The 12445-nt window shown below is 65.0% G+C and carries 12 protein-coding genes; 8 read left to right on the top strand and 4 right to left on the bottom strand.

Going from position 1 to position 12445, the window contains the following annotated elements; translation table 11 throughout:
* Positions 1–70: 70 nt before the first annotated feature.
* Positions 71–562 carry a histidine phosphatase family protein gene (locus ABZW16_RS15765; RefSeq protein WP_354956347.1) on the bottom strand — a complete coding sequence of 164 codons (492 nt, stop codon included), beginning with the start codon at positions 560–562 and terminating at the stop codon, positions 71–73.
* Between the two features lie 182 nt (positions 563–744).
* On the opposite strand from ABZW16_RS15765, the gene ABZW16_RS15760 reads away from it, so the two are divergent.
* On the top strand, positions 745–2415 hold the full coding sequence (locus ABZW16_RS15760; protein WP_354956345.1) for an FAD-dependent oxidoreductase: 1671 nt from the start codon (positions 745–747) through the stop codon (positions 2413–2415).
* A 41-nt stretch (positions 2416–2456) separates the two neighbouring features.
* On the opposite strand, the gene ABZW16_RS15755 is transcribed toward ABZW16_RS15760, so the two are convergent.
* Positions 2457–3224 (bottom strand): acyl-ACP thioesterase domain-containing protein, encoded by a 768-nt coding sequence (locus ABZW16_RS15755; RefSeq protein ID WP_354956343.1) that lies wholly within the window; start codon positions 3222–3224, stop codon positions 2457–2459.
* A 180-nt stretch (positions 3225–3404) separates the two neighbouring features.
* On the opposite strand from ABZW16_RS15755, the gene ABZW16_RS15750 reads away from it, so the two are divergent.
* The 5 genes from ABZW16_RS15750 to ABZW16_RS15730 all read left to right on the top strand — a co-directional run bounded on the left by ABZW16_RS15750 (position 3405) and on the right by ABZW16_RS15730 (position 8690).
* On the top strand, positions 3405–3605 hold the full coding sequence (locus ABZW16_RS15750) for a DNA-binding protein (RefSeq protein ID WP_354956341.1): 201 nt from the start codon (positions 3405–3407) through the stop codon (positions 3603–3605).
* A 102-nt stretch (positions 3606–3707) separates the two neighbouring features.
* A complete protein-coding gene (locus ABZW16_RS15745; protein WP_354956339.1) occupies positions 3708–5534 on the top strand; it encodes a serine/threonine-protein kinase in 1827 nt (608 codons plus the stop codon).
* Positions 5534–6598 carry a serine/threonine-protein kinase gene (locus tag ABZW16_RS15740; RefSeq protein WP_354956337.1) on the top strand — a complete coding sequence of 355 codons (1065 nt, stop codon included), beginning with the start codon at positions 5534–5536 and terminating at the stop codon, positions 6596–6598. Before ABZW16_RS15745 ends, ABZW16_RS15740 begins: the two co-directional genes overlap by 1 nt.
* Complete coding sequence (locus ABZW16_RS15735) at positions 6568–7476, top strand: hypothetical protein (protein ID WP_354956335.1); 909 nt, start codon at positions 6568–6570, stop codon at positions 7474–7476. Before ABZW16_RS15740 ends, ABZW16_RS15735 begins: the two co-directional genes overlap by 31 nt.
* On the top strand, positions 7473–8690 hold the full coding sequence (locus ABZW16_RS15730) for a hypothetical protein (RefSeq protein ID WP_354956333.1): 1218 nt from the start codon (positions 7473–7475) through the stop codon (positions 8688–8690). Before ABZW16_RS15735 ends, ABZW16_RS15730 begins: the two co-directional genes overlap by 4 nt.
* A gap of 18 nt (positions 8691–8708) precedes the next feature.
* Here the strand turns inward: ABZW16_RS15730 and ABZW16_RS15725 are convergent, their stop codons facing one another.
* A complete protein-coding gene (locus ABZW16_RS15725) occupies positions 8709–9848 on the bottom strand; it encodes a transglycosylase SLT domain-containing protein (RefSeq protein WP_354956331.1) in 1140 nt (379 codons plus the stop codon).
* A complete protein-coding gene (locus ABZW16_RS15720) occupies positions 9845–10168 on the bottom strand; it encodes an ESX-1 secretion-associated protein (protein WP_354956329.1) in 324 nt (107 codons plus the stop codon). Before ABZW16_RS15720 ends, ABZW16_RS15725 begins: the two co-directional genes overlap by 4 nt.
* A gap of 146 nt (positions 10169–10314) precedes the next feature.
* On the opposite strand from ABZW16_RS15720, the gene ABZW16_RS15715 reads away from it, so the two are divergent.
* Positions 10315–11289, top strand: coding sequence for an NADPH:quinone oxidoreductase family protein (locus tag ABZW16_RS15715; protein WP_354956327.1), 975 nt, complete (start codon positions 10315–10317; stop codon positions 11287–11289).
* On the top strand, positions 11289–12401 hold the full coding sequence (locus tag ABZW16_RS15710) for a winged helix DNA-binding domain-containing protein (protein WP_354956355.1): 1113 nt from the start codon (positions 11289–11291) through the stop codon (positions 12399–12401). Before ABZW16_RS15715 ends, ABZW16_RS15710 begins: the two co-directional genes overlap by 1 nt.
* Positions 12402–12445 lie beyond the last annotated feature (44 nt).

Here is a 12445-nt window from a genome sequence, read left to right as displayed (position 1 = left end):
TGCTCGTCGTCCTCGGCGTCGTTGTGGTCGTCGGCGGCAAGCTACTGCGCTGACGACGCCGAGCCCGTGCTCAACGCGGGATGTGGAAGCGCACCAGATCGCCGGTGCCCTCGTCCACCTGCGCCCACGGCCGGTCGAATTCGAGCACCGCGAGTGCCGAGGTGGGGAATTTCCTGCTGAGCTCGATCGCCGGATCGGAATCCCGGTTGCTCGCCAACTCCCATGCCATCCACGGCATTCCGGGCGCGTGCCCGATCACCAGCAGCGTCTCGACATCGTCATCGCTGAGCTGGATCAACTCGATGAGCGTGCGCGGCGACGCCTCATAGATGCCCGCCTCATAGACCACCGGCGCGGTGACGCCGGTGGCGGCCAGGGTCTCGCGGGTGCGCGTGGCGGTCGAGCACCGCACCGCATCGATCGGTGGCTGGGTATCGCGCAACCACTGTCCGGCCAGGCCGGCCTCACGCTGACCGCGTGGCGCGAGCGGGCGCTCATGATCCGAGATACCGTCGGGGTAGGCCGATTTACCGTGCCGCATGAGGATCAGAGTCCGCACCATGCAGATACCGTAAGGCCTAGCGGAAGAGAGGCCTCGACCACACTCGAGGCAAACTGAAAGCGGCATCACAACGCGGCGCCCCCTGGGGCACCCCCCGCAGGCTCCGCGGCGGTGACGCTCCCGCCCACACCTGACCCCTTGGGTGGCTACAACCCACGTACATTTTCGAGGATCTGCACAATATGGCCTACGTAATCACGCAGCGTTGTTGCAACGACGCCAGCTGCGTCACTGAGTGCCCGGTCGATTGCATTCGTCCTACCCCGGATCAGCCGGAGTTCGCGACCACCGAAATGCTCTACATCGATCCCGACACCTGTATCGACTGCGGTGCCTGCGTCGACGCGTGCCCGGTTGAGGCCATCTTCTCCGAGGATGATCTGACCGCGTCACTGGCCAGGTTCCGTGACATCAATGCCGCCTACTTCCAACGGCATCCGCTCGAATCGAACTTCGATCCGATCGTCACGCCGGCACGTCCGCCCAAGGAGCTCGGCACCCTGCGCGTCGCCATTGTCGGCGCGGGGCCCGCCGCCTGCTACGCCGCCGACGAGCTGCTGCGGCGCTGCGATGTCGAGGTCGAGATGTTCGACCGGCTACCCACGCCGTGGGGGCTGGTGCGCGCGGGCGTCGCCCCCGACCACCCGGGCACCAAGACGGTCTCGGGCCTGTTCGAGTCGGCGTTCCGTCGCGAGACGCTGCAGTACTACCTCAATGTCGAGGTCGGTACGCACATCACGCACGAGGAACTGCTGGCCCATCACCACGCGGTCATCTATGCCGTCGGCGCATCCTCCGACCGGCGCCTCGGCGTGCCCGGTGAGGATCTGCCCGGCAGCCATTCGGCGACCGAGTTCGTCGCCTGGTACAACGGCCACCCCGACTTTGCGGACCGACACTTCGACCTGTCCGCCGAGCGCGCGGTGATCGTCGGCAATGGCAATGTCGCCCTCGATGTCGCCCGCGTGCTGACGGTGGATCCGGACGAACTCGCCAAGACCGATATCGCCGACTATGCCCTGGATGCGCTGCGCGCCAGCAATATCCGCGAGGTGGTCGTGCTCGGCAGGCGTGGTCCGCTGCAGGCGGCATACACCTCGCCGGAGTTCCTGGCGCTCACGCATCTGAAGGGCGTCGATATCGTCGTCGACGAGGCCGACCTCGCGCTCGACCCGGCCAGCCAGGCGCTGCTCGACGATCCGGAGGTCGAGCCGTCACTGCAGCTCAAGTACACCCTCGCCGAGGAGTTCGCGGCGGGCCGCCGCGATCCGGCGAACAAGCGGATCGTCTTCCGCTACCTGACCTCGCCGACCGCGTTGCACGGTACCGAGCACGTCGAGTCGGTGGAGTTCGCGCACAACGAATTGGTCAGTGAGAACGGCCAATTGGTGGCGCGCGCGACCGACCGCACCGAAACCCTCGAGACCGGGCTGTTGCTGCGCTCGATCGGCTACAAGGGCGAACCGATCAAGGGTCTGCCCTTCGACGAGCGCCGCGCGGTCATTCCCAATGAGCACGGGCGGGTAATCGGCGAAGACGGTGTCCCGCTGCCCGGTGTCTATGTGAGCGGCTGGATCAAGCGCGGTCCGCGCGGTGTTATCGGGTCCAACCGCATCGACTCCGAGGAGACCGTCGAGCAGCTGCTCGCCGACTTCAGCACCGGCAGACTCGGTGCGCCACAGGCCGATCGGGCCGCACTGAAGGCACTGCTCGCGCAGCGGCAGGCCGATCTGGTCGACCGCGCGGGCTGGAAGGCGATCGATACGGCGGAGAAATCCGCGGGCAAGGCCGCGGGACGTCCGCGGGTCAAGTTCACCACCCGCGAGGATCTGCTCAAGGCCGCGCGCGGCTGAACCGGCGACCGGCTCCGTTCCCAGTGAACGGAGCCGGTTTCTTACAGGGGCATGATGCGCACGACCGTGGTGGTCGTGCCGCCGACCACGAACCACAACCGCAGTACCGGCCGCCCGGAGCGATCGCCCGGCTCATAGCGGCTGCGCACGCTGACGTGCTGACGCGCGAGTACCGGCGCCACGTACTCGATCACCGCGCGATGCGGGCCCGCGACGAGCTTGGGGTACTCGACCAGGAACTGTTCCACCGCCTGCCAGTAGCAGGCGTTGTTGACGTGGTTGTACTGGTCGATATCGGTGGCCCGCACCGGGAACGGCATATCGGTATCCGATTCCGGCGGTGTGGCGTCGATGAGATAGGGCCGCCAGCGCAGGCGGTGCTCATTGGTGGTCTGGGCCAGATAGGCCAGGCCCTCATCGCTGATCCGCGCCGGCATGTTGTTGGACTCGCTGATATTGATCCAGAAGCCCTCGGTCTCGATCAATCCGCCGTTGGCGCTGGTAACGCGGACCCGCATATTCGTCCACCGGGTGGACATACTCGAACACCACCGCAGCAGCCGCACCTCGTCGGGCCACAGGATCGGCCGGATGACGTCGATGACCGTACGACGCACGATCCAGGTCGGATCGGTGGTATGCAGATTCGTCTGCTGCAGCTGCTCCCAGGCAATATCCTGCAGGTAGCGTGCGACGGCGTCGAACCGCAAGCGGTTGTACGGATCTACATCGCCAGCCCGGATGGGCCACGCCGACGCAAACCCCATGCCCTCCTGGGGAAGCGGGGCGAGTGGCTGATCGAGTGACACTGGTGCTCCTCGCGCTGCACGGTGTGCCGCGTTCTTTTACGCTGCTGTTCTGAGACGACTTTACGGGGCGTACGTCACACCCTCGCGTCGAGCCGCCTCTACTCTCACTTGTCGGTCCCGCCGAGCAGGACGGGCAATGAGTGCAGCACCGCGCAGCGATTCGATGAGAGGTGGTGCCCGGTGACCAGCGCCCCCGACTCCGACCTACCCGCCAAACTCGGCAAACCCGCCGAGCGCGCCCTGGCCGCCGCCGGCATCCAGCACCTGTCCGACCTGACCAGCTGGACCGAACGCGACGTCGCCGCCCTACACGGCGTCGGCCCGGCCGCCATCGCCGAACTCCGCACCGCCCTGGCCGAACGCGGTAAGAGCTTCGCCTGAGCGCTCCGCCGCGGGGGCCGATCGGCGATCGCGCCGGTACTATCCCGAGCAGGACCGAGGGGAGGGGCGGGGTTGAAATCATTGGGGCCGCATGATCCGCAGATGGCGGGTCGCCACCGCTTGATCGCCGTAGTCGGGCAGGGTGCGATGGGGCGGGTGCTGCTCGGGCGTTCGCCGGATGGACGGCTCGTAGCAGTCAAGATGATCCACCGCCACCTCGCTCAGAACCAGGAATTCCGCGCCCGTTTCCGACTGGAAGTCCAGGCATCGCAGCGCGTCACCGGCGCATACACAGCTGCGGTCATGGATGCCGATCCGGATGCGCCCGAGCCGTGGCTCGCCTCGGTCTTCGTACCGGGCCCAGCGCTCCGCGACGCTGTCGACCAATTCGGCCCGATGCCATTGGGTGGGCTCCGATTGCTCACTGCGGGACTGGCATCGGCGCTCATGGAGATTCATCGCGCCGGCATGGTGCACCGCGACCTCAAACCGACCAACGTGCTGCTCGCGGAGGATGGTCCGCGGGTCATCGACTTCGGCATCGCCCGGGCGCTGGAGGGGGATCCCCAGCTCACCAGCACCGGCTCGCTCATTGGGTCACCCGCCTTCATGTCGCCCGAGCAGGCAGAAGGCCGACAGCTCACCGCCGCCAGTGATGTGTTCTCCGTCGGTGCCATGCTGTTGTTCGCCGCGACCGGACAGAGCCCATTCCTCGGGGCGTCGCCGCCGCAGACCTTGTACAACGTAGTGCACAACCGGGCCGACACGAGCCGAGTGCCGACGATATTGCGCCCGGTGCTCGATGCGTGCCTCGATAAGCGCCCCGCCTATCGCCCGACGCCCGCTCAGCTGCTCGAATCGGTCGATGCTGTGACCGCCCAGTCCAGCTGGTCGGGCGGAGTGCGGCAACAGATCGCGCAGGCGCGGGCCGATGCGGAACGGTGGGTGGCGCTGGACGGGCGGGTCCCCGATCCCGAAAAGCCAAGGCGTCCGGCTCGATGCGCAATTGCCGCGGCTGCGGTGACGTTGCTGATGGCAGGCGGTACCACGGCGGTGTTGCTCACTCGCACCGAGCCCACACCGGATCCACTGGCGAACAAGTCTGTCGATTTGTCCGATGATCAACTGCGGCTGGTCGACTCGTGCAAACTGCTCGGCTCCGATGTAGTCGGTACGCTCGGCCAACCGCTAAGACCCAAGCTGACGAATTCCTCTGTCTGCAGTACACAGTTCGCGACCGCTGATGGCAAGAAGCCCGCCATGACGGTTAGCGTTGGGACCGTACTTGCCGGATCGCGCAACGAAACCGGCACCTCGGTTGCGGGCAAATCGGTACTCGATACAACAACCGAAACACAGTCGTGCGCCCGCGGTATCGCGCTTCGCGCCAAACCATTCGTCGGTGTCGAGCTGAAGATCAGCCTGGTGGACGGGGATGTCTGTGAGTTGGCCGCGCAGGCCCTGAGAGCTGTTGTCACGCGATTGGTAACCGATCCACCGCGCGTCAGTCCGCCGAAGCAGTCGGTTGTGCCGATGGACCCCTGCACTTCGGTCGATCCAACGGTCATTGCAGCCACGATGGGATCGACAGCCGAGCCGTCGCCGGAAAACGTACACACCTGCTCATGGAAGGGCACTAATTTCGGTCTCATCACTGTCCGGACGGATGAGGAACCACGGGTCGACGACAATTCGAGGTATCGCAACTTTGTGGTGGACGGTGGCAAGCTGGGCGGTCTCGCCTCGACGCGCATCACCACCAGCAGTGGCGTTTGCACAACAATTCACCTGGTACGCCCGACCATCGAAGATCGGGGGGAATTGATCACCGTAATGGTCGTACCCGCAGACCGAACGGCTGTCGAGGCTGCCTGTGCCGCAACCGAATCGGTACTCCGTGGGGTTGTCGACAGATTGAGGAAATCCTGATGGTGACGCAGCTGCAGCCCGGTGACCCCGCCCGCATCGGCAGATACCTACTGCTGGGTCAGCTCGGTGCAGGTGGCATGGGTCGGGTGCTACTCGGCGTCGGTCCCGATGGCCGCTTGGTCGCGATCAAACAGGTGCACGCGCACCTGATTACCGAAGAGGACTTCCTGCCGCGTTTCCGTCGGGAGGTGCAAACCTCCGCGCGGGTATCGGGCGCTTTCACCGCGGCCGTGATCGACTTCGACATCGAATCTGAAACACCTTGGCTTGCATCTATTTTCGTACCTGGTGTGCCCTTGGACAAAGCGGTGCAAGACCATGGGCCGCTACCATCCGCGCAAGTGCGGACCCTCGCCGTCGGCCTTGCCTCTGCTTTGCGCGCGATTCACGGCGTCGGATTGATCCATCGAGATCTCAAGCCCGCCAACGTTATCCTTGCCGAGGATGGTCCGCGCGTCATCGACTTCGGTATCGCTCGTGCCGTCGAAGGCCGATCCGAACTGACCCATACCGGCTCGATCATCGGCTCACCCGCCTTCATGTCGCCCGAGCAGGCGCAATCCGAGGCGCTGACCCCCGCCAGCGACATCTTCTCCCTTGGCGCTGTTCTAGCGATGACAGCGGGCGGCAAGAGCCCCTTCGCCGGATCTTCCCTGCCGCACACGCTCTACAACATCGTGCACACCCAGCCCGACCTCAGCGGTCTCCCTCCGGAGGTGCGTCACCTCGTCGAGCCCTGTCTGCGCAAGGACCCGAAAACCCGCCCTACCCCGGCGGAAATCCTCGACTTTTGGGACCGCTTCCGCCCCAGGCGCATCCATGGTCCGCCGCGGTCCATGGGGCTGTGCGCGCACAGGGCGCGGAACTGTCTGCGCTGCTCACCGATCCGGAAGCGACGCAGATCGTCGGCGCCGACGACACCATCGGCCCGGGGGCCGGTCCGAGCTTCGATGAGAAACTCCGGCAGCTCGAGGCATGGTCAGCGAACCGATCGGATCGGCGCAAACGCAAGCGGGTCTCGATCGGTGCGCTCATGGGAGTGGTGGTTCTGCTCGCGGCCGTGACCGGTGCGGTCGCGCTCAGCGGAGGTGGGTCGGACCCCGATAGACCGAACCCGCTTGCCGGGTTCAACATGACCAAGCTGCGGTCGATCGATGTGTGCGCCGCCATGAACGATCCGTTGGTCGATTCCCTGGGGGAATGGGAGCGGAAACCGGCCTTCGGCGATTGGGGATCCTGCAATGCGACTGCAGGTGGGTATTCGATCACCGTGGACGTCGAGCGGATCGATGGATTTCGAGACAGCAGCAGGAAAGTCAGCGGAGTTCCGGTGCTCGAAAACCCTGCGGCTGCAGACAATCAGTGCGACCGGGCGTTGTTGCCCGCTGCCGCCGACCCGCAGTTCGGAATCGTCGTGCGTGTGGGGGCTGCGCACCAGGGATCGGCCGACGAACTTTGCCGAATCTCGGACGAAGCCGCGGCAGAGCTGGCTCGTAATCTCACTGTCAAAGTGCCGCAGCTGCAGAACTTTCGTGGTTCGTTGGCACGGCACGACCCCTGTGCGGTGGTCGACACCATCACCTTGAAATTATCGATCGGCGAACTGGTTCATGGGGCTCCGGACTTGCTGCATACGTGTAAGTGGGTTGCTGCGAACACAGTCACCGTGTACCTCTGGACGCACACTCCGCCCGACGAGCAGAAACCGATTCATTTCGACTTCGGTGGCGGGAATACGGTCGATGTCGACGAGGCCGAGATGAAGTCGACCTCGTGCACTCGGCATGGGGTATACCGCCCTGCCACCGACGGCCGTCCGTCCGAGGTGGTGACGGTCTCGGTTGCGGGTTCCTCGGTCGGGGAACATCCCGAGCTGCGGTGCCTCGGCGCGCGCCAGATCCTGCAGAACATTCTCGACAATCTCCCCAAGGTGAGCCGATGAAGCGCGGCCGGATGTTTTCAGCTCTGCGCACGGTCGCTGCGCTTGCCGCCGTTATCGTCGTATCCGGATGTGGTGCGACTGTGCACGGCAGCGGTGTCGCCGCCGAAATCGACGTGCGCACACTCGATGTTGGTGCCCTGCCGACATCGCCACCCAAATTGTCGTCACGTCTGAGCGATCTCGGATACCGGCGCCTCGAGGCCGCCCGGATGTCGGATGCGGTGCTGAGCCCACATGAGGTGGACGGCAAGTACACCGGTGGAGCCGCGGCGGCCGCACACACCGAGGCGAGGTCGGTGACCTTCTACTTGGCCGATGCCGTCGTACCGGTACTGCAGAAATACGACTTCGTCGTGGGGTTCTCGACTGGATCCGCCGACGACTCGCGCCCTCTGACCAAAGCCACGCATGGTAGTCACGAGCGGGAGGGTCTGGTGATAACGGTGCTTCGGTTTCCGGATGCGACGGCGGCAGAGGCCGCGGCTAAGGAACTCGATACCGTGGATTTCGGGCTCAGTCCAGAGAATGTCGCGGTCACGCTGCCCAAATATCCGACATCTAGCGCGCACTGGCGACCGGCGGTTCCTACGCTCGGCAGTACGACCGCGCACGGGGTTTACGTGGTGAGCGTCCTTGCGGATGCTCGGTCAGCGGATCTCACTCGGCTGACCGAGATGACGCAGAAATACCTCGACGCGGAACTCCCGGAACTGGACAAATTCGTACCAACGCCGATCGGCAAATTAAATACCCTTCGTCAGGATCCGGATAGCGTCCTCATTCGTGCTCTGCATGCTGGTGGAGTCGTTCCGGAACCCGATGGTCAAGGCGAGGTCGTCTACACCGCGCGTGGCTATCTGAACTACATCCTCGATCAGGGCGGACGATTCCCGGTGTTGCAGCGCGCTGGCGTGGATCGGGTCGCGATGACGCCGAGCGTACTGGTGTTCCGAACCCGAGACGACGCGGCCGCAACCGTATTCGTCGCTGAATCGGTGGAATTGGGTGCGGCGGTTGATCGCCGTGCGGTGGATCCACCCGAGGACGTTCCGAATACGGCCTGTGTCCAGGACTATTCGGCGCAATCGTCCGACGCGCAGTTCCGGTGTTTCGTCACCTACCGGTGCTACGTCGCATTGCTCCTGGGCCGTCGATTGTGGGAGACCCAGCAGAGGGCAGCGGCACAGTACGCCTTGTTCGCCAACAGTCGATGACGTCTTGTTCGCTCGCCGTCAGTAGCCGCGGTATGCGCCACCGGAATTGACCGCCGCGACACCTGGCACATTGCCGAGCGATCCGTATGTGTCGATCGAGTACCGAACCCCAGCGATGATGTTGTCGACCGGATTCCAGATGTCGTCGTGGCCGGGCGCTTTGTAGGCGTTGAAAGTGCTGTCGATGGTCTGCATGAGCCCTTTGGACGGATGTCCGGCCACCCAGTTACTATCCCAGCGGTTTTCGGCGTACGGATCGCCAGCCGATTCGTGCTGGATGATCAGTGCGATCGCGTTCTCATCGATATCCTTCGGGTCGTAACCCATAGCGATGAGCGCCTTTTTCGCATCCTCGATCCACTTGGCCACATCGCCGGACGGCTTCGCCCCGGTTGGTGCGCTCGAGCTCGTACCACCGGAGTACAGCGAGCTGGAAGGGGATCCGGAGCCGCTGCCGTTGTGGTTGCTCGACACATAACTGGGCTTGCCCGTGTTGGGTGTGGAGGTGGTGGTGGAGGTCGGTGTTGTGCTGGTGTGCTGTGTCTGCGGCGCAACGGCATTCGGGTCGCCGAGGCCGTCGTAGGAGGTTTGGAGTTTCTCGACGGCCTCAGTCACCTTGTCTTTGGCGCGATCAGCCACGCGTTCTGCCTCTGCCAGCGCGTTGACGATTTCCCTTTGCCGGGACGCAGCGTCCAGGGTGGCCTTATCGGTGAGTTGGTTGGCCTCGGACTCGCTCAGATTCGCCTTGTACCAGGCGATTCGGTCATTGGCGTCGACGGTGCCGTCCGAAGCCACATGGAAGCCCGGTTCGGTCTTCGTGCCAGGGACCGGGCAGGTCGGGCTGGTAGCCAGATCGCGTAGCGAGAGCACGCTCCGCTTGGCCCTGTTCAGGTTGTCCACCTCGGCGGTGAACGCCGTCTGGAGATCGTGCACCGCTTGACTCACCGCGGAAGCGCCGGTCTTTTCGGTCTCCATCCGGGTATCGGCCGCAGTAGCGGCCACGCCGGACCACGTCTTGTCGGTTCCCAGTTTCGCGGTGTCTTCGGTGCCCTTGCGGACCGCGGTATCCAGATCCGTCGAGATCTTGCCCGCATTGTTCGCGGCGGTGGTGAGGTGGTCGGGCTCCCATTTGGCGACATCGTCGATGGTGAGGGTCATGGCAGTTGCAGCCCGATCGTCTTCAGGTTGTTGGTGAAGTCGGCCTCGGCGACTTCGAAGGCGCCCGCCACATTGTGGGTGATCGACGCGATCTTCTCGAGGCGCTCGCCGATTCGGGTCAGGCTGCGGTTGACGATATCGGTGGCCGGTTGCACCGCGGCGCCGAATTGGGTGCCGGGCAATGCGTTGATCGCCGCATTGAAGCCGTCACCGGCATTGAGCTTTTTGATGCCGCTCGCCTCGTCGCCAAGACTTTTGGCGAAGGTCTGTAGCGCGCCCGCGTCGACTTTCAATGTCCCCGGGTCATTGGTGTCCGCCACGGAAAACTCCCCCTTCGTCCCCACCTCAGGTCGCGGTCAGCATAGCAAAAACGGGTGGTGTGGACAGGGGGTCGATGGGGGCGGTTAGGTTGGTTACGGCGTCGGTGATGGTCTGAGTGTCGCCGAGTGGACAGAGAGGTCGGCATATGCGCGCAGCCCAGGTCAGCAAGCTGGAGGGGCCGGAAGCGGTCGAGGTCGTCGAGATTGCCGAACCCGCGGCATATCCCGGCAGTGTGGTCATCGACGTGCACGCGGCCGGGGTGGCGTTTCCCGATGTGCTGATGACGCGCGGTCTGTACCAGATGAAGCCGGAGTTGCCGTTCGTCGTCGGCGGTGAAATCTCCGGGATCGTGCGTGAGGCCCCGGAGGGCGCGCACGTCGAGGCGGGCGACCGGGTGGTCGCGCTGACGCTGCTCGGCAATGCCATGGCCGAGGTGGCGGTCGTACCGGCGCAGATGGTGTTCCGCCTGCCGGACAACGTATCGCTGGAGGCCGGGGCCGGGATCCTGTTCAACGATCTGACCGTGCACTTCTGCCTGCGCAACCGCGGCAGACTGGCCGAGGGGGAGACCGTTCTCGTGCACGGTGCGGCCGGTGGCATCGGCACCTCGACGCTGCGCATGGCGGCGGCGCTGGGTGCGGGCCGGGTCATCGCGGTGGTGAGTACCGAGGAGAAGGCGGCGGTCGCGCGCGCCAACGGCGCCACCGATGTGGTGCTGACCGACGGCTGGCTCGCCGCGGTCAAGGAACTCACCGGTGGTCGCGGTGTGGATATCGTGCTCGATCCGGTCGGCGGCGACCGGTTCACCGACAGCATCCGCAGCCTGGCCTCGGCGGGTCGCCTGCTGGTTGTCGGCTTCACCGCGGGGGAGATCCCCACGGTCAAGGTGAATCGACTGCTGCTGAAGAACGTCGAGGTGACCGGTGCGGCCTGGGGCGAATGGATCATGACCCATCCGGGCTACCTGACCGAACAGTGGGCCGAAGTCGAGCCGCTGCTGGCCTCCGGCAAGATCACCCCGCCGGAGCCCGTGCGCTACCCGCTGGAGCGCGCCGCCGAGGCCGTCGCCTCTTTAGAAAATCGCACCGCCACCGGCAAGGTCGTCGTCACCCTGCGCTGATCATGCTGTCCAATCGGGTACTGAATCGGACCTTGCTCACGCGTCAGCATCTGCTGGAGCGTTCGACGCTGACTGTGTTCGAGATGTGTGAGCGTCTGGTCGGGCTGCAGGCGCAGGATTCGCCGCCGCCGTTCGTCGGATTGTGGAGTCGCATAGCGGATTTCGATCCGGCGACGGTTTCGGCCGGGCTGGAGGATCGCTCGCTGGTGCGGATCACATTGATGCGCGGCACAATTCATCTGGTGACGCCGCCGGACGCGCTGCGTATTGCGCCGCATATTCAGCCGGAACTCGAAAAGGTACCCTTCCGAAAGGGTTTCAACTACGGCGCAATGGTCGGGTTGGATCCGGATGAGGTGCGCGAACACGGCGAGGCGGCGCTGGGCGATGAGCCGATGTCGGCGGCCGATCTGCGCGCCGAGGCCGCGGCGATCTACCCGGATCGCGATGCCGGTGCGGTGCTGCAGACCTGGCTGTACCAATTGCCCGTGCTGCAGACCCCGCCGCGCGGCAAGTGGAAGGACAACAGCAGGCCGGTGTGGTCGCGTGTCGAACCCTGGCTCGGCGCACCGCTGGATCCGAGCTATCCACTGGCGGAGTTGGTCTTTCGCTATCTGCGCGCCTTCGGCCCGGCCAGCACCATGGATATGCAGACCTGGTCGAAGCTGACCGGTATGAAGGCCGCCGTGACACAACTCGGCGATCGCCTGCGCACCTACACCGACGAACGCGGCCGCACCCTCTACGACGTCGCCGACGGCGAACTCGCCGATGCGGATGTGCCCGCTCCGGTCCGGCTGCTCGGCTGGTACGACAACGCGATCCTGTCCCATCAGGATCGGTCGCGAATCGTGCCCGATGGCGCGGCGCCGCCGCTGCGGGCATTCGCCGCCGCGGTTTCACCGGTACTGGTCGATGGCTTCCTCGCGGGTTTCTACAAGATCTTCCTGGCGAAGGGCGTCGCCCGACTGCGCATAACGCCGACCAGGAAGTGGACGGCCGCGGAGCGCGCAGCGGTGGATGCCGAGGCCTATGCGCTGGTCGGCTTCCTGGAGGCGGATAAGCAGCCGAGCGTCGAAATCCTCGATGTGGGCGCCGATTTGCGACCCTGACGAGGTCGGCCGGGACGGCGTTGACTGCGCCTACCTGCCCGGTG

It is taken from the genome of Nocardia sp. NPDC004604, from assembly GCF_040609795.1.
Classification (GTDB): domain Bacteria; phylum Actinomycetota; class Actinomycetes; order Mycobacteriales; family Mycobacteriaceae; genus Nocardia.
The sequence above is the reverse complement of the archived record's forward strand: the minus strand, read 5'-3'. Positions and strand labels throughout refer to the sequence as shown.

Excerpts from the sequence above, each read along its gene's own strand:
- ABZW16_RS15765 (WP_354956347.1), bottom strand. The coding sequence starts at position 562 with ATGGTGCGGACTCTGATCCTCATGCGGCACGGTAAATCGGCCTACCCC.
- ABZW16_RS15760 (WP_354956345.1), top strand. The coding sequence starts at position 745 with ATGGCCTACGTAATCACGCAGCGTTGTTGCAACGACGCCAGCTGCGTC.
- ABZW16_RS15745 (WP_354956339.1), top strand. The coding sequence starts at position 3,708 with ATGGCGGGTCGCCACCGCTTGATCGCCGTAGTCGGGCAGGGTGCGATG.
- ABZW16_RS15740 (WP_354956337.1), top strand. The coding sequence starts at position 5,534 with ATGGTGACGCAGCTGCAGCCCGGTGACCCCGCCCGCATCGGCAGATAC.
- ABZW16_RS15735 (WP_354956335.1), top strand. The coding sequence starts at position 6,568 with ATGGGAGTGGTGGTTCTGCTCGCGGCCGTGACCGGTGCGGTCGCGCTC.
- ABZW16_RS15730 (WP_354956333.1), top strand. The coding sequence starts at position 7,473 with ATGAAGCGCGGCCGGATGTTTTCAGCTCTGCGCACGGTCGCTGCGCTT.
- ABZW16_RS15725 (WP_354956331.1), bottom strand. The coding sequence starts at position 9,848 with ATGACCCTCACCATCGACGATGTCGCCAAATGGGAGCCCGACCACCTC.
- ABZW16_RS15715 (WP_354956327.1), top strand. The coding sequence starts at position 10,315 with ATGCGCGCAGCCCAGGTCAGCAAGCTGGAGGGGCCGGAAGCGGTCGAG.